At 40.3% G+C, this 22,980-nt stretch carries 23 protein-coding genes; 22 read left to right on the forward strand and 1 reads right to left on the reverse strand.

Features of this window, described 5'->3' with window-relative positions:
- The first annotated feature begins 57 nt into the window (after positions 1-57).
- The 10 genes from G8761_RS01080 to G8761_RS01125 all read left to right on the forward strand — a co-directional run bounded on the left by G8761_RS01080 (position 58) and on the right by G8761_RS01125 (position 9,609).
- Positions 58-1,194 (forward strand): conserved virulence factor C family protein, encoded by a 1,137-nt coding sequence (locus G8761_RS01080; protein ID WP_166022800.1) that lies wholly within the window; start codon positions 58-60, stop codon positions 1,192-1,194.
- 72 nt (positions 1,195-1,266) lie between these two features.
- Positions 1,267-1,701: a BrxA/BrxB family bacilliredoxin gene (locus G8761_RS01085; protein WP_166022802.1), complete on the forward strand. Its 435-nt coding sequence runs from the start codon at positions 1,267-1,269 to the stop codon at positions 1,699-1,701.
- Positions 1,702-1,809: 108 nt separating this feature from the next.
- The gene (locus tag G8761_RS01090) at positions 1,810-2,583 is read left to right on the forward strand and encodes a class I SAM-dependent methyltransferase (protein WP_166022804.1); all 774 of its coding nucleotides are present in this window, start codon (positions 1,810-1,812) and stop codon (positions 2,581-2,583) included.
- A gap of 259 nt (positions 2,584-2,842) precedes the next feature.
- Positions 2,843-3,418: a YpjP family protein gene (locus G8761_RS01095; RefSeq protein ID WP_166022806.1), complete on the forward strand. Its 576-nt coding sequence runs from the start codon at positions 2,843-2,845 to the stop codon at positions 3,416-3,418.
- A 111-nt stretch (positions 3,419-3,529) separates the two neighbouring features.
- A complete protein-coding gene (locus tag G8761_RS01100; protein ID WP_166022808.1) occupies positions 3,530-4,111 on the forward strand; it encodes a TerD family protein in 582 nt (193 codons plus the stop codon).
- Positions 4,112-4,281: 170 nt separating this feature from the next.
- Positions 4,282-5,049: a TerC family protein gene (locus G8761_RS01105; protein WP_166022810.1), complete on the forward strand. Its 768-nt coding sequence runs from the start codon at positions 4,282-4,284 to the stop codon at positions 5,047-5,049.
- A 134-nt stretch (positions 5,050-5,183) separates the two neighbouring features.
- Positions 5,184-6,371 carry an HpcH/HpaI aldolase/citrate lyase family protein gene (locus tag G8761_RS01110; RefSeq protein WP_166022812.1) on the forward strand — a complete coding sequence of 396 codons (1,188 nt, stop codon included), beginning with the start codon at positions 5,184-5,186 and terminating at the stop codon, positions 6,369-6,371.
- A complete protein-coding gene (locus tag G8761_RS01115; protein WP_207789039.1) occupies positions 6,322-7,698 on the forward strand; it encodes a phosphoribosyltransferase family protein in 1,377 nt (458 codons plus the stop codon). The genes G8761_RS01110 and G8761_RS01115 overlap by 50 nt, the downstream gene beginning before the upstream one ends.
- Complete coding sequence (locus G8761_RS01120; protein ID WP_166022814.1) at positions 7,691-8,812, forward strand: cysteine protease StiP family protein; 1,122 nt, start codon at positions 7,691-7,693, stop codon at positions 8,810-8,812. Before G8761_RS01115 ends, G8761_RS01120 begins: the two co-directional genes overlap by 8 nt.
- Positions 8,809-9,609 (forward strand): HAD family hydrolase, encoded by an 801-nt coding sequence (locus G8761_RS01125; protein WP_166022816.1) that lies wholly within the window; start codon positions 8,809-8,811, stop codon positions 9,607-9,609. The genes G8761_RS01120 and G8761_RS01125 overlap by 4 nt, the downstream gene beginning before the upstream one ends.
- Here the strand turns inward: G8761_RS01125 and G8761_RS01130 are convergent.
- Positions 9,590-9,850, reverse strand: a complete 261-nt coding sequence (locus tag G8761_RS01130; protein ID WP_166022818.1) for a hypothetical protein — start codon at positions 9,848-9,850, stop codon at positions 9,590-9,592. The two genes, G8761_RS01125 and G8761_RS01130, sit on opposite strands and share 20 nt — an antisense overlap.
- Before the next feature lie 309 nt (positions 9,851-10,159).
- Here G8761_RS01130 and G8761_RS01135 point away from each other — a divergent pair, with 309 nt between their 5' ends.
- The 12 genes from G8761_RS01135 to G8761_RS01190 all read left to right on the forward strand — a co-directional run bounded on the left by G8761_RS01135 (position 10,160) and on the right by G8761_RS01190 (position 22,965).
- Complete coding sequence (locus tag G8761_RS01135) at positions 10,160-11,797, forward strand: YceG family protein (RefSeq protein ID WP_166022820.1); 1,638 nt, start codon at positions 10,160-10,162, stop codon at positions 11,795-11,797.
- 4 nt (positions 11,798-11,801) lie between these two features.
- A complete protein-coding gene (locus tag G8761_RS01140; RefSeq protein ID WP_166022822.1) occupies positions 11,802-12,908 on the forward strand; it encodes a toxic anion resistance protein in 1,107 nt (368 codons plus the stop codon).
- Between the two features lie 39 nt (positions 12,909-12,947).
- Complete coding sequence (locus tag G8761_RS01145) at positions 12,948-13,565, forward strand: TerD family protein (protein WP_166022825.1); 618 nt, start codon at positions 12,948-12,950, stop codon at positions 13,563-13,565.
- 26 nt (positions 13,566-13,591) lie between these two features.
- Positions 13,592-14,170: a TerD family protein gene (locus tag G8761_RS01150; protein WP_166022828.1), complete on the forward strand. Its 579-nt coding sequence runs from the start codon at positions 13,592-13,594 to the stop codon at positions 14,168-14,170.
- A 151-nt stretch (positions 14,171-14,321) separates the two neighbouring features.
- The gene (locus G8761_RS01155; RefSeq protein WP_166022830.1) at positions 14,322-15,029 is read left to right on the forward strand and encodes an anthrax toxin lethal factor-related metalloendopeptidase; all 708 of its coding nucleotides are present in this window, start codon (positions 14,322-14,324) and stop codon (positions 15,027-15,029) included.
- A 228-nt stretch (positions 15,030-15,257) separates the two neighbouring features.
- The gene (locus G8761_RS01160) at positions 15,258-16,214 is read left to right on the forward strand and encodes a thymidylate synthase (RefSeq protein ID WP_166022832.1); all 957 of its coding nucleotides are present in this window, start codon (positions 15,258-15,260) and stop codon (positions 16,212-16,214) included.
- Positions 16,215-16,557: 343 nt separating this feature from the next.
- The gene (locus G8761_RS01165; protein WP_166022834.1) at positions 16,558-17,157 is read left to right on the forward strand and encodes a TetR/AcrR family transcriptional regulator; all 600 of its coding nucleotides are present in this window, start codon (positions 16,558-16,560) and stop codon (positions 17,155-17,157) included.
- A gap of 83 nt (positions 17,158-17,240) precedes the next feature.
- A complete protein-coding gene (locus G8761_RS01170; protein WP_166022836.1) occupies positions 17,241-18,416 on the forward strand; it encodes an acyl-CoA dehydrogenase family protein in 1,176 nt (391 codons plus the stop codon).
- Complete coding sequence (locus tag G8761_RS01175) at positions 18,376-19,590, forward strand: acyl-CoA dehydrogenase family protein (RefSeq protein ID WP_166023295.1); 1,215 nt, start codon at positions 18,376-18,378, stop codon at positions 19,588-19,590. The genes G8761_RS01170 and G8761_RS01175 overlap by 41 nt, the downstream gene beginning before the upstream one ends.
- A 106-nt stretch (positions 19,591-19,696) precedes the next feature.
- Positions 19,697-20,059: an SCP2 sterol-binding domain-containing protein gene (locus G8761_RS01180; RefSeq protein ID WP_207789040.1), complete on the forward strand. Its 363-nt coding sequence runs from the start codon at positions 19,697-19,699 to the stop codon at positions 20,057-20,059.
- Positions 20,060-20,248: 189 nt separating this feature from the next.
- Entirely contained in the window at positions 20,249-22,135 is a 1,887-nt protein-coding gene (locus G8761_RS01185; protein ID WP_166022838.1) for an AMP-dependent synthetase/ligase, read from the forward strand.
- Positions 22,132-22,965: an SDR family NAD(P)-dependent oxidoreductase gene (locus G8761_RS01190; RefSeq protein WP_166022840.1), complete on the forward strand. Its 834-nt coding sequence runs from the start codon at positions 22,132-22,134 to the stop codon at positions 22,963-22,965. Before G8761_RS01185 ends, G8761_RS01190 begins: the two co-directional genes overlap by 4 nt.
- Positions 22,966-22,980 lie beyond the last annotated feature (15 nt).

The following is a 22,980-nucleotide window of genomic DNA, read 5'->3' on the forward strand; positions in this document are numbered from 1 at the left end:
ACAGCGGAGGCGCCGGTTAAGAGATATAAAATACAGAACTAGAAAAAGGTGATTGGATTGAAGATTTTATCAATAGAACCAACTCCAAGCCCCAATACAATGAAAATTATATTGGACACTGAATTACCCATGGGCAAAAGCCATAATTATAAAAAAGATGCTTCTGAAGGGGCTCCGGAGGTAGTAAAAACGATTCTTTCAATTGAGGGAATAAAGGGAGTTTACCATGTTGCAGACTTTTTGGCTGTAGAAAGGAACGCCAAATACGATTGGAAGGAATTGCTTCCAAAAGTGAGAGAATCGTTTGGAGAAGAAACGGCAGAAAGTACACAGCAATCCGCACAAGTAAATGAACATTTCGGTGAAATAAAGGTTCAGGTTCAAATGTTTAAAGAAATTCCTCTGCAGGTAAAGCTTTCAGACGGAACAACTGAGAGACGCTTTGGTATGCCTGAATACTTTTTACAAGCTAGAGAGAAGGCCCAGCTGGAAGATGAGAATTATATTTTGCTTCGTGGCTGGAAGGATTATGGCATCCGATACGGAGATTTTGATCAAGTAGGAAATGAAGTTGTTGAGGAACTTATCGCCGCCTATCCACCAGCACGCCTTGATGAGCTAGTATCCCTGGGTGTGTCGAAGGAAGGGGAAAGTGCAGTTCCTGTAAAACGTCAGCGTAAAAAAGTAAAAGTTGGCGATTTGGACAACCCTGACTGGCACATCCGCTATCAGCTGCTGGAACAAATGGATGATCCTACAATTGAAGATCTCCCACTGCTTGAAAAAGCTCTTACCGATGAAAAAGCCTCAGTAAGAAGACTTGCTACTGTTTATATAGGGATGATCAAAGACAAGACTGTTCTTCCGCTTCTTTATAAGGCTTTAAAGGATAAAACAGTAACCGTAAGACGAACCGCGGGAGACTGCCTGTCTGATTTAGGTTTTGAAGAGGCAGAGGATGAAATGATCCTTGCCTTAAAGGATGACAGCAAGCTCGTTCGCTGGAGAGCGGCAATGTTTTTATATGAAGTTGGCAGCGGAAAAGCCCTTTCAACTTTAAAAGAAGCCGAAAGTGATCCAGAATTTGAGGTCAGCCTTCAGGTTAAAATGGCAATAGAACGCATTGAAGGCGGGGAAGAAGCAATGGGTTCTGTGTGGAAGCAAATGACGGAGTCCCGTAAAGGCAAGGAATAAACCGATTCATTGCAGTGCGGCCATCAAATATAGTATGCTAACAGTAAATACAACCTTTTGGAGGGATTATTTATGTCAATGGCATATGAAGAATATATGAGACAAATGGTTAAGCCAATGAGAGAAGAGCTTACAAGAGCAGGATTTCAGGAGCTTGGAACACCAGAAGATGTAGAAAGCTATATGGAAAATACTTCCGGTACTACACTAATTGTTGTTAATTCAGTATGCGGATGTGCTGCAGGGCTTGCTCGTCCTGCTGTAACACAGGCTGTACTTCAGAGCGATAAAAAGCCTGAAAATCTTGTAACAGTATTCGCTGGACAGGATAAAGAAGCAACCGCTAAAATGCGCGAGTATTTTGAAGGCTATGAACCATCTTCACCATCCATGGCATTAATGAAGGGTAAGGAAGTTGTCCACTTCATTCCACGCCATGAAATTGAAGGAAATTCCATGGAAAACGTAATGGAAAACTTAAAGGCTGCATTTGAATCCAACTGTTAAAACTAAGGGATGCCGTATAGGCGTCCTTTCTTTTTCATTTTTGGCACTACCTAAAATAACTACAGAGCTTAATTTTTAAAAATAAAATCGTACTGGTATGTGATCTTTATGTTTATAACCACCGCCGGCCGAACAACTCAGACGATGATAGAGATAGCTAAAAAGACGGCATTAGACCTGCAGGTGCCTTATGTTCCGAGGGAAAAGCGGTCCGTAGCTGCCATAACAAGTGAACAAGACAGTGATTGTTTTGTGATTGGAAAAGACAGGATTGAGTTATATAAAAAAAATGAACCCCAACCGTTCTTTTTTCATCCTAACTCAGCGATGTTCCGTGTAAAAAGGCTGCAAAGGGGGGAACGGGATCCTTTCATTGATGCTGCATCATTGAAGGAAGGTATGAGCCTACTTGATTGCACACTCGGGTTAGCATCTGATGCAATTACGGCAAGTTACGTTGTAGGTGAAAAAGGAAAAGTTACTGGAATAGAGGGACAAAGGTATCTATCCTACATTATCGAAAACGGTCTAAAAACTTGGGGGTCCGGCATTGATAAGATGGATGCTGCCATGCGAAGAATTTCGGTCAGGAATGCAGAAGCTTTTACCTATCTTAAGGAATTACAAGACGAATCCTATAACTGTGTATACCTTGATCCTATGTTTGAGGAAAGTATTCTTGAATCTGACGGTATTAAGTCTCTGGGACATTTTGCTTTAAGAGAGGAAATTACAAGCGCAGCAATTGAAGAAGCATTAAGGATAGCCAAAAACAGGGTTATTCTTAAGGACCATTTTAAAAGCAAACGTTTTAAAAGATTTGGATTTAAGGTCCTAGTAAGGAAATCAGCCAAATTCCACTTTGGGTATATAGAAAAATAACATAAAGCCAGGCTGCTGCCTGGCTTTTATAATTAATCAACTGCAGATAAATAAATAAAATACACCAACATTAACAAACAGCCTAATAAAACTACAATATTCATGGATATCCCCACTCCCCGTTCCATACTTTATTATTAGGTTATTAACCTCACTTATAATTTTAAAACCTATTTTTCCATTTTTTTAAAAAAAGAAGTATAATATTTTATAAGTTTAGAAAAAACGGGATATCTTCCGGATTGTGGGGAACTTACATATGAGTAAATGGATACGCAAGTCTTTCGTTGTGTTGATATCTGTACTAACCTTTGGCCTTATAACGCCTTCACAGCTAATGGATACCTTCTATACGAAGAATCATTCAGATAGGGATACGATTGAAGCAGCAACAAATAATTCTTCGTATTTCAGTGATAACCTGCCGGACAGGGAAGGATTAGTCGTTGAAATGGTCAAACAGGCAGAGTCACAGTCCTACCAAAAATTCGGTTCACGGATAAAGCCTGTAATAGAAAATGAGTTTAAGGAGATTATTTTGCCTAATATTCATAAGGCAATTGAAGAGACAGCTGCAAATATACCGGAAGAGGATTTAGCTTTTTTAACTATTTCAGAAGAACCAGGCGGCGGATATTCCGAAAAAATCTTCCACATAAAAAACTCCCTTACTGGCAAAGATGTTATCAGGTTTCATGTTAGGCGGGACAATCCTCCTCAGGCTGGCTACTGGTTTAACTTTCATTACCATACAGCCTCCGATGAGTTCGTTCAGCACCATCCTCTGGGATCCATTTACTGGAATAAAAATACCCCGCCCAAATGGATGAGTTAAAAATCGCCTAATATTTGCATATAGGTACCCAAAAAAATTATTATGAAATTGTGAAACTTTTTTAGGACAAGCTCGTAAATAGACTATAACCTAAAACGGAGGTATGAAAAAATGGCAGTAAGTTTATCAAAAGGACAAAAAGTAGATTTAACAAAAAATAATCCTGGTTTGAAAAATGTAGTTGTTGGTTTGGGCTGGGATACGAATAAATATGACGGAGGCAATGATTTCGACCTTGACTCATCTGTCTTTTTGCTTGGCGAGAATGGAAAGGTAACAACTGAGAGCGATTTTGTTTTTTATAACAACCCAAAAGGCGGCAACGCTTCAGTAGAACATACAGGAGATAATCGGACAGGCGCTGGTGATGGAGATGACGAACAGGTTAAAGTCTCCCTTGGAACTGTTCCCGCGAACATTCAGCGTATTGCCTTCACTATCACCATTCATGATGCAGAAACAAGAAACCAGAACTTTGGACAAGTTTCTAATGCCTATGCCCGTATTTTTAATGAGGAAACCGGCGAAGAGCTAATTCGCTACGATCTTGGCGAAGACTTCTCTATTGAAACTGCACTAGTTGTAGGAGAGCTTTATCGCCATAATGGTGAGTGGAAATTCAGCGCCATCGGAAGCGGATACCAGGGCGGCCTTGCGGCTTTGGCAACTGACTTTGGCCTTCAGGTAGGTTAATTAAAATTGAACGGACTCGGCGTTCTGCCGAGTCTTTTTATAAGGAAAGCGGAAGCGCCTGTTTAGCACCGTAAGACCATTTAACAACTAGTGGCTTGGCGCTGAAACTGGACAGTTTTTCAAAAACAGCTTTAGCTTGGTCACAAGCAAATTTGGGAGGAACTTTTTAAATGTTAGAAGGAATTTTACACACCTATTCAGAATTCTTTGATTGGGGCATGTGGGGACAAGTTTTAACTGACCCTGTCAGCTGGGGTTTGATTGGTACATTAATTATTCTTGAGGGTCTGCTTTCTGCGGATAACGCACTTGTACTTGCTGTTATGGTTCGCCACCTGCCAGTGGAGAAACGGAGAAAAGCACTTTTTTATGGTCTGCTTGGTGCCTATGCCTTCCGTTTTGTAGCTATTGGCTTAGGAGTATTCTTAATTAAACTGTGGTGGATTAAGGTTATTGGTGCCGCCTACCTTGCATGGCTGTCCATTAAATATTTTATTGACAAAAGCAAAGGCGAATCCGAGGGTGAAGATGAAGCTGAAGGCATGAAACAGGGTGGACTGCTCATCCGTACTTTAGGTGTTTTCTGGGGAACGGTTGTGGCTGTTGAAATAATGGATATTGCTTTCTCTGTGGACAGTGTGCTCGCTGCCTTTGGTGTAAGCCAGAAGGTATGGGTACTGTTTGTAGGTGGTATTCTTGGCGTTCTTATGATGCGGGGAGTTGCAGGAGTTTTCCTTAAACTAATTGACCGTGTACCGGAGCTGGAAACAACTGCTTATGTATTAATCGCGATTATTGCCGTTAAAATGTTCCTTGGAGTATTCCATATTGAAATTGCATCAACTTACTTCTTCATTCTTTTAGTTATCACTTTTGGATTAACATTTATCATCCACTATGTGAATAAGAAGAAGGAAACCGGAAATCAGGAACAATAAATGAATAAAGCCAAAAGGGATCAGACATATGTCCGCTCCCTTTCTTTTTAATCAAAAGCACTGTTAGAATGTGGAAAATACAGGGTGCTTAATAGAATTCTGGAATTATCAATGATAGGGTGTGTAATCTTTCAATGAGATTTTTCTCTGATTTTTATGATAAAGAAATGTCAGACTTGTTTTTTAAGGAACCCGGGTCATTTAATAAATTCACCGATAGAGAGATCCTTTCATATGCCCTTGGAGCTACTCTTTATATGCCTGCAACCAGAGGAGATATTCATCAAAGTATTATTTCAAAGAAACATGACGGCCTTACTTCGCTTGTCTTAGATCTTGAGGATGCTGTCGGCGACAATGAAGTTTTGTTTGCCGAAAATAATCTTGTGGAAGAAATGGCCCATTTAATAACTGCTGTGAAAAATGGATATTTGCCATTTGAGGATCTGCCTCTGATCTTTATAAGAGTCCGGGACCTGGGTCAGTTCAAGAGAATAAGAGAACAATTGGGAGAAGGCATTCAAGTTTTGGCCGGTGTAGTGCTCCCAAAATTCGAATCGGTAAGCGGGCGGCTGCTCCTTGAAGAGGTGCGCAGCATAAATACCGACTTCGGCCCTTTTTTTGCAATGCCGATTCTTGAAACGCCTAAGGTAATGCAAAAAGAAAGCAGAATGGAAGAATTGATCGGGATTAAAAACCTTCTTGACGAATACCGGGAGTTTGTTTTAAATGTCAGGATCGGTGCTACGGATTTCAGCGGATTATATGGTATCAGGAGAAGCACTGATATGACGGTTTATGATATTGCCGTTTTAAGAGATTGTATTGCTGATATTATTAACGTTTTTTTAAGAGCTGACTCACCTTATGTTGTATCTGGTCCTGTTTGGGAGTATTTCTCTCCCAAGGAAAGAATGCTAAAGCCTCAGTTAAGACAAACGCCTTTTCGTGAACGTTATGGCGAAGAAGGAATTAAATGGAGGGCTGAACTCATCGACAGAAATATGGATGGCCTTTTAAAAGAGGTCATGATGGATATTGCAAATGGAATAACGGGAAAAACAGTTATTCATCCATCCCATATTAAAGCAGTCCAGGCTATGAATGTGGTTTCCTATGAGGAATTTATGGATGCCAAAAACATACTTGAATCCGAATCGGGAGAATTTGGTGCTGTAAAGAGCCAATTTGCCAATAAAATGAATGAAATTAAGCCCCATACCTATTGGGCTGCCAAAATACTTTTGAAATCTCAACTATATGGGGTGCTTCATGAAGAATACACAAACCTTGATCTGCTCAGAAAAAAAGTATACGTATAATATTTTAAATTCGATTAAGGCTGAAATAGAACTCACCGAAAATCCATTTGACTTGAAGGTAGAAGAACTATTTGATATGGCTGCAAGAATCAATAAGAAAAGATCTTTTCTTTTTGTCAGCAAGGTACTAGGCAAGCATATCCCTGTACAGCCGCAAAAAGCGCTTCTAACCTCTGCGCTGTTAGCCGCAGGTTATCTTGAAAAAGTTAAAGGCAAGAAGGCTAAGAGCAAAGACGCTCTCCTGGCAGCTTTTAAAACGAATGATTTTTCTTATATACTTGAACCATTTATTGATAGTACCAATCGTCCGCTAATCATTGGTTTTGCTGAAACTGCTACGGCTCTTGGACATGCTTTTATTGATTGCTTCGAGACGGCAGATTTTTTCCATACCACAAGGGAACGGCTGTTGAACACTGATCCTGTAATCAGATTTGAAGAGGAGCATTCTCATGCGACCTCGCACCGCTGTTATATTCCTCTTGAACTTCTTCAGGATGGCAGAGAGATTATCCTAGTTGACGATGAACTGACTACTGGAAAAACAGCTTTAAATATTATTCGCTCCATTCAGTCTCAGTTTCCAAGGAAGGAATATACGGTTGTTTCTATTTTAGATTGGCGCTCTGAGGAAGCAAGAGCTGACTTTAAAAAGGCTGAAGATGAAATAGGAATTACTATACATATGGTTAGTCTTGTTTCCGGATTTGCTAAGGTTAACAACGAAAAAGAAATTGAAGAAGAAGCTATAGTATCGGGTCCTGAAGAAAGAATACATGCGGAAGTGGAATATATTCATCTTCCAAACTATTTTTCAGGCATTCATAATCCTTCTGTCTCTGGAGATGGAAAGGTTAACCACTCTTATTATTTAAAAGAAACCGGCCGTTTCAGTCTAAAAGCTGAAGAAAACAGAGATTTATGGTCAGAGGCCCGGAATGCGGCTGAATTCCTTTTGTCTAAAAGAAATGGCAGCAGGACCCTTTGCCTTGGAACTGGGGAGTTTATGTACCTTCCAATGAAAATAGCTTCTTTTATGGGGATAGGTGTCAGCTATCAATCTACCAGTAGAAGTCCTATATATGTAAAAGATGTACCTGGCTACGGAGCAAGGTATGGTCTGGCGTTTCCGAATCCTGAAGATAAAACGGTTAATCAATTTGTATACAACATTCCTCCAGGTTTATACGATGAAGTATTTGTGTTTTTGGAAAGAGAGGTTCTGCATGAACAGCTGGCTGCTTTTCTAAAGGAACTTGAAAAAACGCTTATTCCTTCTGTTAAAATAGTGTTCTTTTCAGCACAGCGGGGTGAAATGCATGAATAAGGTTTTTGCTAAACCAGATAGTATTGGATCCTATAGTGAAAATGATGTTGTGTTTTTACTAAAGGATTTAAGCGGGATCAAGCTTGAGGATACAACAGAAAACAGGGAAAAGAATGTCCAGGCCGGACAGCATTACAGTGAGACGCTCCCAATTGAATACCAGCCTCCTGAACACTATGTTGATTTGTTTTGGCATACTTTAAACGAGTACAAACGAAAAATGGCTCTATGCACTGGCGCTGTATCCGAGCAAATATATTTATTAAAAGGGAAAGACACAGTCCTGGTTTCTCTTGCAAGGGCGGGGACACCAGTGGGAATTCTGCTGAAACGGTATTTGCAGGAGAAATACAATGTTTCACTGCCACACTACAGCATAAGTATCATCCGTGACAGAGGAATTGATGAGAATGCATTGCAGTATATATTGGCTAAGCACCCGGGGTTTAAAATTCAGTTTGTTGATGGGTGGACAGGCAAGGGAGCTATTTCAAAAGAACTCACCCAAGCCTGCCGATTATTTAAGGAAAAATATGATATAGAGCTGGATGATAGCCTTGCGGTAATTGCCGACCCTGGATATTGCACAACCATGTATGGGACAAGAGAGGATTTCCTTATCCCTAGTGCCTGCCTTAATTCAACAGTATCCGGCCTGGTCAGCAGGACCGTTTTAAACCATATGTATATCGGAAATGAAGACTTTCATGGCGCGAAATACTATAAGGAATTGGAAAGTCAGGATGTATCCAATGACTACATCAATCAAATTTCTGATGAGTTTTGCTTAATCTTTGAAGAAGCCTCAAAGTTGGCCGAGGAAATAATGGCTGAAGAAAAAGAAGCAAGCTTTCAGGGGATGGAAGAGGTTCTTAAGATTCAACAGGAATTTGAAATTGAGAATTCCCATCTAGTTAAGCCAGGGGTGGGCGAAACCACACGTGTGCTTCTCAGGAGAGTGCCGTGGAAAATTCTAATGAGGGATCCTTCAAGCCCCTATGTTAAGCATATTTTAATGCTCGCCAAAGAAAGAGGAGTGGAAGTCATCCATTATCCTAACATGCATTATTCCTGCTGCGGCCTGATTAAAAAGGTAAAGGGGAAAGAGGAATGATTTTTGCTTCAGACCTTGACCGTACGCTAATATATTCGGAAAGAGCCCTTTCGGATCTCGGATGTCCTGACCCAGCATCCCTTATGCCAGTGGAAATGAGAAACGGAGTTTCCACCGCTTTTATGACAAAAGAAGCCTTTTCGCTTTTACAGATACTTTGCCGCACAGCTACGTTTGTTCCTGTTACAACAAGAACCACTGATCAATTTAATAGAATTTTTATTTTTCAAAATGACCTCGAAATACGATACGCGGTTACTGCTAACGGAGCCAACATTTTGTATAATGGCAGCCTTCTCGCGGACTGGGCTGAAATCGTCAGAAATCAAATGAAAACAGAATCCTGCCTTCAGGCTGAACTATTGTCTTTTTTAAAAAAAGAAAGCTTTATTTTCAACGGGAAAATAAAGCAGGCAGAGGATCTATTTTTCTATTATATTCTCGATAAGCCACTTGATCTGGAAGAAAAGAAAGAGATATCAGGATTTTTAGACCATTTTGGATGGAGAGTTTCCCTGCAGGGCAGAAAGCTTTATTTTATTCCTAAGGCCATCAGTAAGGGTGCTGCAATCGACTTTATCTGTCAGAGAGAAGATATGAAAGCAGCTGGAGGAGCCGGGGATTCTATTTTGGACTGGGATTTCCTCCAGCATTGCAAATGCCGCTTTGTTCCTTCACACGGAGAACTGGCAGCGAATCGCTCTATCACACAATACTCTGCTACTAAAGAACATGGAGTTTTGGCAGGAGAAGAAATCCTTAGAAGTTTTTTGGCTCTTACTCATCAAATAGTTTAAAAGGTTTTCCCCTGTTGGAAAAGAAAAAGAAGTAACTTCCTGCAAAAACAAGATAGGTGCTGGCAAAAAAGATTAAGTCCATCTTTAAGGAATGAAGAACAGGCGAAAGCATGAGTGAAAATAAAAGGCTAAAAACAATCAAGTCAATATAGACAAAAAAGTCAGACTGCATGACTTCAAATATGGAATCCAGTTCAGAAGAAATGTCCTTGATTTTGGGCCGCTTAAAAAATAGCCGCATCTGATCCACCTTCTTTTACATGAGTACTCAACTATATGCAAAATAGGAGGAAAAGGTGAAAACGCCTCCCGTAAAGAGAAAATGAAACATTTTTTTTCGACATTCGTATAAAGAAATGAACCTTATAATTAACTGTGATATGATGGTAAAGAAACCTTACATTATTTTCTAGGCTAATCAGAATTTATATCCATAAATTCTGAACGTATAAGAAAAACTAGGGCATCCGCCAAAAAGGACTTGGTGAATGTCAAGTTTTTCTAACATGATTAGATAAAATCTTTTGCTCTTTAGGGGAAGGGATTATAAATGTATCCATCATATAATCAATTACTAGTTCAGCCGATATCCCTATCGTTTGAAAACTGGACAGGGGTATTGAAAAAAACAATATCAGAGCGGCCGGCATTTTCAATGGAAAATGGAATGATCCATATTGGGCAGGTAGTGGGGAATTTTCTCGGCATACCGCTTGATGAAGATGAGTATTATAATCAGTTATTTGATTATGTACATAGCAACGAGCTTAAACTTCATTTGTTAAGTGAAGATTCACTCGATAAGACGATTGACAATCAGCATTTTCAGTCCATTCAAAAGGTGCTGAATATCCATCATGAGCAAAAGCTTTCCATAAACCGCCTGGTTGCTTTTTTGGATGGAGAACAGCTTATTTTAAAGTCTGAGGTCCCGGCGCTTCACAGAAAGGTCAGGGAGGCATGGATTTTAACACTGGAACTGTTTTCACGTCTTGAAAATGAAGGTTTAAAAAACACAAATTTGCGGCGTATAGTGGTGGACCTATTTAAATGGTCTAAAAACCATCTTGCTCCTTTGCTTGAAAAGGCAGATCCAGAAAAAGAAATGCCCCGGTTCCTGTGGTACGGAAACTTTAAAAGGAGCCATCAATACTTCATTTATCTGCTGATACATATGGGCTGTGATGTAGTTATTTTTCAGCCTGAAGGAAGCAATATATTGGAGGGTTTTATCTCTGAGCAGGTTTTTGTGCATGAGTTTCAGCAGACCAAGCCTGCTGAGCCTTTTCCAAAAGAGAAAAGAGCACGTAAAACTACGGTTGCATACCGGGCTTCAAGGGAGATTGAATCCATACTCAATCAGGAAGGTTCAGGCTTATATAAACCATGGCAGCTGAGGGATTACACGCCATCCTCTATAACTCTTAAAACGACCTATGATGAGTTTTTTATTTTGGCAAAGGAAACAGCGATGATTCGGCCAGATTTTGAGGTTGCAAATGGATTGGTCCAAATACCTTCTTTATTTGCTAAATTTCAGGGTATTAGTAAGAACAGGAAGGAATACTGGGACAGGCTCCATTCACTTACTCAGATGGAAAATAGTCTGCTAATCAGATATTTTCCGTTTACTGGCTCCACTTCGAATGATTTCCGCTTCCATTACCGGAATGCCCTTGGCAAAGATGGGTCACTTAGTCCGGAAAAAATGATGGAGGCCCATTATTGGAAATACTCGCAGCTTCCTTCCGGCCTTCAAAAAGGAATAGCGAGCGCGATTAGAAGGATATGTGAAAAGCCGGGATTAAAGCGGATGACACAGGAAAGTGAAGAGGAATTGAAGATATACCTTTTCAGCCATTCGATGCAGATTCCTAAAAATATGATACAGCTGTTAGAACGATTTGATTATTCTCAGCAGGTTCCGAAGCTTATTTTATACAACAATGAACAATATGGAATTATGACAAGAGAAGATGCTGCCCTCCTCTTGTTACTTAATCAGTTTGGGATCGATATTGCCATTTATAATCCAGCTGGTCATAATGACATTGAAAATTTTCTTTCAGAGTCTCTATTTGATACCCATTGGCTCGAGGAGGTTGTTTTTGATCAAGAATTCAAAGAACCTTCTATTATAAAAAAAGGTATTTTCCAAAGCTTTTTAAAAAATTTAAGGGGAGATTGAGGAAATGAATCAATTACCAAACACATCCGCAAACCTGATGGAATCAAAACCGGATGAGCTGCTGACAGAAACCAAAGTTTCAGATATCAAGCTTGCCCTCAGAAAAGAACCTGAGGTCCAGAACCTGGCCAACTCAATTGATGAGCGTGACCAAATTCAGATTCTTGAATTCGGGAAAGAGCCTGCAGTTCAAATCTCCCGCTTCTCTGACCAGATTCTTCATAACATGAGATCAACAAAGGTTGAAGATTCCGGAGAATTGCTTAAACAGCTGGGCCGAATCATGGACAAGTTTGATAAGAAGGATTTTGAGAAAACATCAGGCGGCGTATTTTCAAAGCTTTTCAAAAAAGGCGAAAAAGTGGTTGAAAAGCTCTTTGGTAAATATCAGACTATGGGAAGCGAAATTGATAAGGTATACGTTGAGATTTCCAAGTATCAGCATGAAATGACAGACGCCACCCATATGCTTGAGCAAATGTATGAACAAAACTATCAATATTATTTAACTTTGGAGAAATACGTTGTCGCCGGTGAAATGAAGGTAGAGGAAATGAAGAACCATCAGCTTCCGCAGCTTGAGTCCCGGGCAGCCTCCGGAGATCAGCTTGCATCGATGCAGCTTGATACTCTCCGCAATGGTATTGAAGCGCTTGAACAGCGTGTTTATGACCTTGAAATGGCTAAAATGGTAGCACTGCAAACGGCACCGCAGATAAGGCTGCTGCAGCGTGGTAATACCAAGCTGATTGGAAAAATTAATTCGGCCTTTGTTACAACCATTCCTATTTTTAAAAATGGATTGATCCAGGCGGTTGCAGCAAAGCGTCAAAAGCTTGTAGCTGATTCGATGAGTGAGCTTGACCGCAGAACAAATGAAATGCTTTTGCGAAATGCTCAGAACATATCTCGGCAAAGTGTTGATATTGCACGGCTTGCAGGCAGTCCGAGCATTAAAATTGAAACAATTGAAGAAAGCTGGAACATTATTATTAAAGGAATGCAGGAAACAAAAGCAATTGAAGAAGAAAACAAGCGTCTTCGCACAGAAGGGACCAGAAGACTTGAACAGCTTCAGGAAAATTTTAAAAATATGAGACAGCAAGGTTAATTCATATAGGCTTTTAAAATCTATTATGGGGTGAAATCTATGGCAATCAATTTACAAAAAGGGCAAAGAGTAGATTTAACGAAAACAAATCCAGGATTATCAAAAATATTGGTAGGCTTGGGCTGGGACCCAGTTAAGAGCAGCGGTGGAGGCGGAGGTTTATTCGGCTCACTGTTCGGCGGTGGTAGCAGTGCACCAAACGTGGACTGTGACGCATCAGTTATTATGCTTGGTGATAATGACAAACTTACCAGCAATAAAGATGTCATTTATTTTGGCAACTTAAGAAGCGCTGATGGAAGCATTCAGCACTCTGGCGATAACCTTACTGGTGACGGAGATGGAGACGACGAGCAGGTACAAGTAGATCTATCAAGAGTCCCATCAAACATCCAGAAGCTTGTATTCATTGTTAATATTTATGATGCTGTAAAAAGAAAGCAGCATTTCGGCATGATTCAAAATGCCTTTATCCGTGTAGTTAATCCATCAAACGGGCAAACATTGCTTCACTATAATTTAACTGATGATTACAGTGGAAAAACATCATTGGTTGTAGGTGAAATCTACCGCCACGGCACTGACTGGAAATTTGCTGCTGTAGGTACAGGAACAAACGCAGCCAGCCTTGGCGAAGTAGTAAAATCTTATAGCTAAAATTCATTCTTTTGTGGGGTGATAAGATGAGCATTAATTTATCAAAAGGACAAAGAATCGATTTAACAAAAACAAATCCGGGCCTGACAAAAGTTATCATCGGACTCGGCTGGGATACAAACCACTATGATGGCGGACAGGACTTTGACCTCGATGCTTCAGCGTTTCTAGCTGATCTAAATGGAAAGGTAGTTAATGATGAAGACTTCATTTTCTACAATAACCTGGTACATCCAAGCGGCTCAGTGGAGCACACTGGCGATAACCGCACAGGTGAGGGCGATGGCGATGACGAGCAAGTTAAAATTGACTTTAGCAAGGTTCCATCCCATGTCCATAAAATTGCAATTACTGTTACTATCCATGATGCCACTCAAAGAAACCAGAACTTCGGCCAGGTATCAAATGCCTTTGCCCGCGTGGTAGATGAAGAAAGCGGCCGGGAAATTCTTCGTTTCGACCTTGGTGAGGATTTCTCCGTCGAAACTGCAGTAGTTATTTGCGAGCTTTATCGCCATAACGGCGAGTGGAAGTTCAACGCTGTCGGCAGCGGATTCTCCGGTGGACTTGCGGCATTGTGCCGGAATTTTGGATTAACTGTATAAGAAGATAATTGGAGATGCCGAGGGGCATCTTCTTTTTTTGTGAGACAGAGGTCGTACCATAATATAACAGATAAGGATTGAATTTTACAGCCTGCTAATCTGTTTCCCCGTGCTATAATTCTAGTAAAAAGAGAAAATTGGGGAAATGAAAATGAAAAAATGGATGACTTCATTAGTGCTGGCTGTGTTTCTTCTCTCCATGATTACTACTTCCCATGCTTCTTATGATGGAAGGCTGCTATCAGAGTTCCCAAGAAACTCAGTATTATATCAAAATGTAAACGAGAAAAGTGCACGCCAATACTTAAATAATATCATTATCCTGCCGGAAGCTGCTTTTAATCATATCCAGGCTGAAGGAATGATCGGCCGGATTGGATCTTTGCCGGTATCTATGCTTCAAAAAATTAATAGAGATGGTATATATGTTAAATTATTTAATGGTCATCTGACCGATAATCCTACTGCTAAATATTTAAATGGTGTAGTTCCCCGGGGCTATCCTAACAATAAAACCACCTGGAACAATGTCCCTGGAATGGGAGGATCAAAGCTGGTTTTAGTAAAAATCGGCAGCAGTGAAAAAGGAAAGGGCCACAACTCGGTTAACCTGGAGCTTCATGAACTGGCTCACTCAATCGACCGTTATGTCTATAATGGAATTCGCAGCAATCCAGATTTTCTAGCGATATGGAATAAAGAAAAAACTGCACTATTTCCTGGAAACGCGTATTTCCTTGATTACCCGGAGGAATACTTCGCTGAATGCTTTGCTATGTACTATCTTGGACCTCATACAAAAACCATATTAAAAGATAAAGCACCTCAAACTTTTAAATATATTAAGTCATTAAGATAACTTTTGCTGCAAGTTATCTTTTTTTCTAAAAATATCATCACATGACTTGCTATGTTAAAATATGAGAAGAACATTTTGATAGATTTTTTCAGTTTTATAAGCATAATTTTAGGAAAAAGCAATGTGGAGGAAGATATCAAATCGAATGTCACATGCAGTCATTTTGGCTATAAAATAAGTACTTTTTTGATAAGATAATATTAAGTTAGGTAGAAAAGGAGAGTTTACATGAATCAGGCAGATACGGCTTATTTTGATTTATGCCAATACATATTGGAAAATGGTACGAAAAAAGAAGATAGAACTGGAACAGGAACTTTAAGTGTTTTCGGCTATCAAATGCGGTTTAACCTCCAGGAGGGTTTCCCTTTATTAACAACAAAACGAATTCCTTTTCGTTTAATTATCAGTGAATTATTATGGTTTTTAAAGGGCGATACTAATTTACGTTATTTATTAAAAAATAATAACCATATTTGGGATGAGTGGGGCTTTCAAAAATGGGTTAGCTCCGAAGATTATTTTGGACCTGATATGACCAACTTCGGTATCCGAAGCCAAATTGATGAAGAATTCAATGTTTACTATCAAAAACAAATGAAAATCTATCAAGAAAAAGTTTTAAATGATGATGATTTTGCTATAAAATATGGTGACCTGGGAAATGTTTACGGAAAACAGTGGCGGAGCTGGGAAGGTGCAGATGGCCAAACATACGACCAAATTAAATATATAATTGATGAAATCAAACGTAACCCAGATTCCAGACGCTTGTTATGTAATGCATGGAGCGCTTCAGAATTGAAAAATCAACAGCTGCCGCCTTGTCATTATTCTTTTCAATTTTATGTAATAAACGGAAAATTAAGCTGCATGTTTAATATGCGTTCCAATGACGTGTTTTTAGGATTACCTTTTAATATTGCTTCGTACGCACTATTAACCCATTTAATTGCTCATGAATGTGGTCTCCAAGTAGGGGAACTGATATACACCGGTGCAGATGTACATATCTATTCCAACCATATTGAGCAAATCAAATTACAATTGACTCGTGAGCCTAGGAAATTACCTGTTTTAAAATTAAATTCTGAAATAAAAAGTATTTTTGAATTTGAGTTAGAAGATATTGAGTTGATTGGTTACGAACCTCACTCTTCAATAAAGGCACCAGTTGCGGTTTAACTAGATTCATTTATTAAATAACAAACTTCTTCTTATATGAAATGTCCAATAGCTCCTGTCTATTGGACAAAGCTTTATATAAGAGTTAAAGAAATGGTCAAAAGCTTCTTTTTAATGAACAAATTTTATATAAGAGTTAAAGAAATGTCCAATAGTACTTTTTCTAATGGAGAAAAGTTGCTTTCTGTTAAAGAAAGGAGTGGAAATAATATATTCCTCTTCCTTTCTTTGTTTTTTATAAAAAGATTTTAGAAAATTCTAACTTAAATCTTGGCAAAACAAAAAAAATCGTTTATGATGTTTTTGAATACGTATTCGTACTGAAGGAATGGAATGATGAAATATGTTATTTATCACCGAGATGCCAAATGAGTCGAAGGAAAAGATTCTATTTGCAGGCTTAACACTTTATACATCTAAGGGTTTTAAAAATTCATCCGTACTGGATGTGGTTGAATTAGCGAGAGTTTCCAAAACTACATTTTATCAGCAATTCTCAAGTAAAGAGGATTTAATGGCAAATCTTGTTGATACATTAGCAACTGAAATTTTTAAAGAAGTAAAAACCTCAATAGCCGAGGAACAAAGCATTGCATATAAAGCTTATGCGGGAATTCGCCGTTATACAGAAATTTGCTTTACAGATCTTAAGGTTGCGAACCTGTTATTAGTCGAGTCAGTGGGCATATCTCAGGATGTTGAAAAGGTACGAACGAAAGCACATCGCCAATTTGCTGACCTTATATTTCAAACGGTTCAGGGTCTTCTTCCTACAAACGTTCCCCAGGAGGAAATGTTAATTGTGTCGCAAGCCATGGTTGGAGCTATTAACGAGGTGATTGTGCAGAACTACAATGAATCAGGGAATCAGTTAAACTTTGATCGAGTTGCCCGCCTATTAAATCGAATTGTTCTGGGAGCATTTATCAATCTATCATTATAATTTTTAAAAAACGTAATGTTTCATTTAGTTGACAGCATTGAATACGAGTACGTATTGGTACAAAAAATAAAAGGAGGAATTATATGATTTCCTTTAAGCCCACGGATGATGAATTGGCTTTTAGTGAGCTTGCCCGTGATTTTGCCTTTGAGCATATTCGCACAGCATCTAGGCAAACGGAGAAAGATCGATATGTGAGTCCTGTAATGATAAATAAACTCCAAGATCTGGGCTTTATGAATATGGAATTGCCAACCAGCTATAGAGGATTAGAACTTCCGTTAATTTCTCAAGTGCAAATCCTAGAGGATCTTAGCAACGGTGACTTGGCGACCATACAAGGGCTGCCTGGTTTAAACGAGGGAGCTTCCTTTATTCGATCAATTCCTGATAATCCAATTTTAAAAGAATTTAAGAATTCTCAGGCAACGGAGACCTGGCCAACAGTATCATTGTTATTAAACCGTAACAGCAGGTCCAAAAAAAATCTTACGATCAAAGCTGAAGAAAATGGATACCTTGTAAACGGGCTGTCAGTTCCTGTAAAGATGGCTGAAAGGGCGGAGTGCATAATCATTGCCGGTGAGGATGAAAAAGGGGATGATATCGTTCTTTGGTGTCCAAAACAGGTATGGTCGATCGAAACAGGGGATTACCGGCTTGGTTTATTAGCGTCTGGCTGTGCCCGCTTCCGTTTTGATAATATGATAGTTTCCGATGAGAACATAATTGCAAAGGGCGGTCAGGCTAAAATGCTAATTAATGGGTCGCTGTCAAGAATTCGAGTGCTTGAAGCGGCAAAAGAGGTAGGAGTCATGGCTGCTGCAGTGGCTTATGCAGCGGAATATACCTCCCAGCGGAAAGCATTCGGAGTTGAAATTGCCAAGTTTCAGGGAGTTTCTTTTACGGTGGCTCAAATGGCAATAAAAACGCAGGCAGCACGAAATTTGGTTTGGCGGGCAGCAATCAAAATCGATAACCTTGAATCGGATGCAATTCCTTCATCATTAAATGCCCTGAACTTTTCCCACCAAGCGATTCGCTTTGTTACTGATTCAGCCGTACAGCTGCTTGGCGGCCATGGCTATGTCCAGGACCACCCTGTGGAGAAATGGATGAGAGATGCCCAGGCACAAGTCAATTTGTATGAAACAGAGGGTGATTTATTGTACTTAAGCGGCGAGCATATTCTCTTAGGCAATGAAAGGAGGGACCATGATGATATCTTACGAGCTGTCACCACATCAAAGTCAAGTTAGAGAGATTGTACACTGGTTTGCAGAAAATGAAATGCGTCCTATCTCCATTGAGTCCGATCAAATGGAGAAGGTGCCAGACGATTGGCTGGAAAAAATTAATAAAATAGGAATCTCGTTAAGCACTTCCTCTTTTGGTGAATCCTCCGGCCAAAAACAAGAAGCGACGAAGCGAAAAGGGGAGCGGCAGGGTAACCGGTTGGGAGTGATCGCTTCCGAAGAGCTGGGCTGGGGTGATCCAGCTATAGCATTAACTCTGCCCGGTCCTGGCTTAGGCGGTCCGCCGGTTCAGCATAGCGGCACACCAGAGCAAAAACAACGGTTTCTATCCATTTTTTCACGAGATGAAGAGCCTCGTTGGGGAGCGTACGCATTGACTGAGCCTGAAGCAGGATCCGATGTTTCAGGTTTGCAGACAACCGCTTTGAAGACAAATGGAGGCTACATTCTTAACGGGCAAAAAATCTTCATTACCAATGGCAATAGGGCCTCATGGGTGGTTGTCTTTGCCACTGTTAATCGGGAACTCGGCAGAGCTGGGCATCGGGCCTTTGTTGTTGAAAAAGGAACTCCAGGCTTTACCTGTTCCCGGTTAGCAGAAAAAATGGGCCTGCGAGCATCTGAAACTGCAGAGTTAGTCTTCGAGGACTGCTTTGTGCCCGATGAAAATCTTCTAGGCGGTGAAGATTATTACGAAAACAAAGGTTCAGGCCCTTCCGGATTTCGGGTCGCGATGCAAACTTTTGATAATACCCGTCCAATAATTGCTGCGATGGCTACAGGCATTGCCCGGGCAGCATACGAATATACACTTGATTTCGTTAAAAAGGAATATCCACGGCACGGCAGAGAATTTCAGCATGCTGCCTGTTCACTTGCAGAAATGCAACAATCCATCGATGCAGCCCGCCTGCTTACCTGGGGATCAGCATGGAAGGCAGATATTGGTCTTCCGAATGCAAAAGAAGCGGCGATGTGTAAGGCATACGCAGGTAAAATATCGCTCGAAGTTTCCTCAAAATGCCTGGAGCTTCTTGGTCCTGTGGGATTGGAAAATCATATTGTCGAGAAAATGTACAGGGATGCAAAAATCTTTGATATTTTTGAGGGAACAAACCAAATTCAGCAGCTGATCGTTGCCCGCCATTTATTTGAACCATTTGGCATAAGGGTTTAATACTATTTTCACCTTTTAAATATTAAGGAGGTGAGACAATTCATTACAGAAGTGAAAGTTTGTCTGTATAATTCGGAATTTTTAAATAATAGGGAGGAATAAAATAATGGCTGCAATTGAAGAGTATGCATTGGAAGAAGTAATGCAAAAGATTGAAGTAGCATTAAACCAGAATCCAGGTCCAATAGAAGGTTTAAACGCAATTTATCAATATGACATCACAGATGAAGATGAAACTGTTTACCAAATGAAATTTAACGAAGGAAAAGCTTCTGTTTCAAAAGGAGCGAACGAACAGGCAGATTGCACGCTTAGACTTTCCCTCGAGGACTTCCGGAAACTGCTTTTAGGAAAATTGAATGGAACGGTTGCTTTTATGTCCGGAAAATTAAAAATAAAGGGTGATATTGGAAAAGCGATCAAAATGGAAGGAATTCTCCGCCAGTATAACGTGAAAGAGTATTTATAAAAATCCACAAGTTTAATCCAGTTCTGGTTTACCAAACATATGCGGGACAGACTTTCCCACCTGGAATCCTTGATTAGGTTAAGGTGGGAAGGGTGCGGCCCGACTGGTTGCTTTTCGTTATATGTATCCAGCTTACTTTTCGTAAAACTCATTGGAAAATACTGTTGATAGAATAATAGGAGGTGTCGAATGAAAGCAAAAAATCTTGTTGAAATGGTTTCACGTACCGTTGAACGTTTCCCTGATAAGGATGCATTCTTGTGGAAAAATCAAGGTTCCTATCAGGGAATTACTTATGCGGCATTTTGGGAGAAAGTAAGGTTAGTGGCAGCAGGTCTCGCTCATTTTGGTATTACAAAAAATGATAAAGTTGCCATTCTATCAGAAAACAACCCCAACTGGCCCATCAGCGACCTGGCGATTATGAGTCTGGGAGCTGTTTCTGTACCTATCCACTCAACCCTGCCTCCAGATCAAATATCATACATCCTAAATAATGCGGATTGTAAATTTATATTTGTACAAGACGAAGAACATCTAAGCAAACTTAAAGAAAACAGATCAATGCGAATTTCTATGGCTGTATATGATTCGCTGCAAACACTTTCCGAAACAGACATTGTTTTATCACTCGATTACTTAATGCTTCAAGGCTCTAAAAATCCCTTTCCTAATTGGGAAGGTACGTTTAATGATATAACAAGGGATGATTTGGCCACTATCATTCATACCTCCGGAACAACTGGTGCTCCTAAAGGCGCAATGTTAACTCACGGGAACTTATTATCCAATGTTGAAGGTGTGCAATTCTGGGTTCTTGAAGCCAGGCCGACAGATATTTTGCTTTCGCATCTGCCGCTTTCTCATGTTTTTGAACGAATGGCGGGCCAGTTTATGCCACTTTCCGTGGGATCCACAATCGCGTACGCGGAAGGGATTGATAAGGTTCAGCAAAATCTCCTCGAAATTCGCCCAACGGTTTTAATCAGTGTCCCTTTATTGTTTGAAAAAGTATACACCCAGGCTCTAAAAATTATCGAATCAGGCACACCGTTAAGAAGAAAGATCTTCAACTGGGCGGTTCAAATCGGTTTAAAGCGATACGAATATTATCTTAATCACACCTTTGATGAAATGCTGCGGAAAGGAGTAATTCCCAAAGAAATTAAAACCAGCTGGAAATTGGCCAATAAACTGGTATACAGCAAAGTAAGGAAAAACCTTGGTGGAAGAATTAGGGGATTAATATCAGGAGGAGGAGCACTCAATCCTGAAATTGCAAAGTTCTTTTGGGCAGTTGATATTCCCGTTCTGGAGGGATATGGCTTAACTGAAACTTCACCGGTGATATGTGTGAATCCGATGTCCCGGTCAAAAGTCGGCACGGTAGGAAAACCTCTGCCCAATCTTGATATCCATATTGCCAAGGATGGTGAAGTCCTAATAAAAGGTCCTAGTGTAATGAAAGGATATTACCAGGATGAAGAGGCAACTGCGGCCCAATTTAAAGATGGCTGGTTTTTAACAGGCGACATTGGAGCTCTTGACGAGGATGGTTTCCTTAAGATCATTGACCGAAAAAAACGGATCATTGTACTCACAACCGGCAAGAATGTGGCTCCCCAGCCTGTCGAAAATGCCATTAACCAAAGTATATATATTGGAAATTCTTTATTGGTAGGACAGAACAAAAAATATGTAATCGCTTTAATAACGCCAAGCATTGAAACCCTTATTCCATGGGCAAAAAGAAAGGGGCTCACTGGTGAACCAAGTGAAATCATCAAAAGCAAGGAAGTCCATCGTTTTCTATCAAAAGAAGTAGAGAGGTTTACACAACATTTTGCAAAGCACGAGCAGCCTAAAAAAATTTTAATTGCCGACAGGGAATGGACGGTTGAAGGCGGAGAATTGACTCCATCCTTAAAGGTTCGTATTCCAGAAATTGAAAAAAGGTATAGGGATGTCATTGAACGGGCTTATTCAGAAGGAAATGGCTCAGCATTAATGCCTGCAGCCAACGAGATTGCCGCCGGGCTGACTTTAAGTAATTCCGAAGGGAGAAGGAAAAAATGAATTTGCCATTATCAGGGAAAGTAGCATTGGTTACTGGTGCTTCACGGGGATTGGGAAGAGCGGATGCTTTAAAGCTCGCTGAAGCAGGTGCCGATGTTATCGTTACGGATATTTTGATTGAAGACGACGAAAATCTGGAAACTACATCCGAACGCCTCGGGCCAGTTGCACAAATCATGACACAAACGAAGCAAATTTTTACAAAATCAACCACCGATCAAATACGATCCCTGGGCCGGAATTCGGCTGCCTTCCGCATGGATGTCACAAATCGAACAGAAGTGGAGAGTGTGTTTAGGGAAGTAAAGGAACAATTCGGCAGAATAGATATATTAATCAATAATGCTGGAACGCTGGACCATACTGCGAGACTCGAAGATCAGAACGATGAATACTGGGAGCGTGACCTGAGAGTTAACCTAACCGGGGCATATAACTGCTCAAAAGTCGCCTGGCCGTATATGAAAGAGCAGCAGTGGGGACGGATCGTGAATATGGCTTCTGTTGCTGGGACGCTGGGGGGCTATGGGCAGGCAAGCTACTCGACAACCAAGGCAGGAATCTTAGGTTTAACGAAATCTCTTGCCCTGGAGGGGGCTAAATACAATATTACGGTGAATGCGATTATTCCTGGGATTATCAAAACGGAAGCATTCGAAATTACCAATCCTGGGATGCGCGAAAGGATGATTGCCAGAACCGCATTTAAGCGGCCGGGCGAACCGTCTGATATTGCAAATGCCATTGCCTTTTTAGCATCTGAACAGGCAGGTTATATCACAGGAGTCGGACTACCGGTAGCAGGCGGGATTGACTTGTTTACATTTTGATGAAAAGAGAGGTGA

This window comes from Neobacillus terrae, assembly GCF_011393025.1.
Classification (GTDB): Bacteria; Bacillota; Bacilli; order Bacillales; family Cytobacillaceae; genus Neobacillus_A; species Neobacillus_A terrae.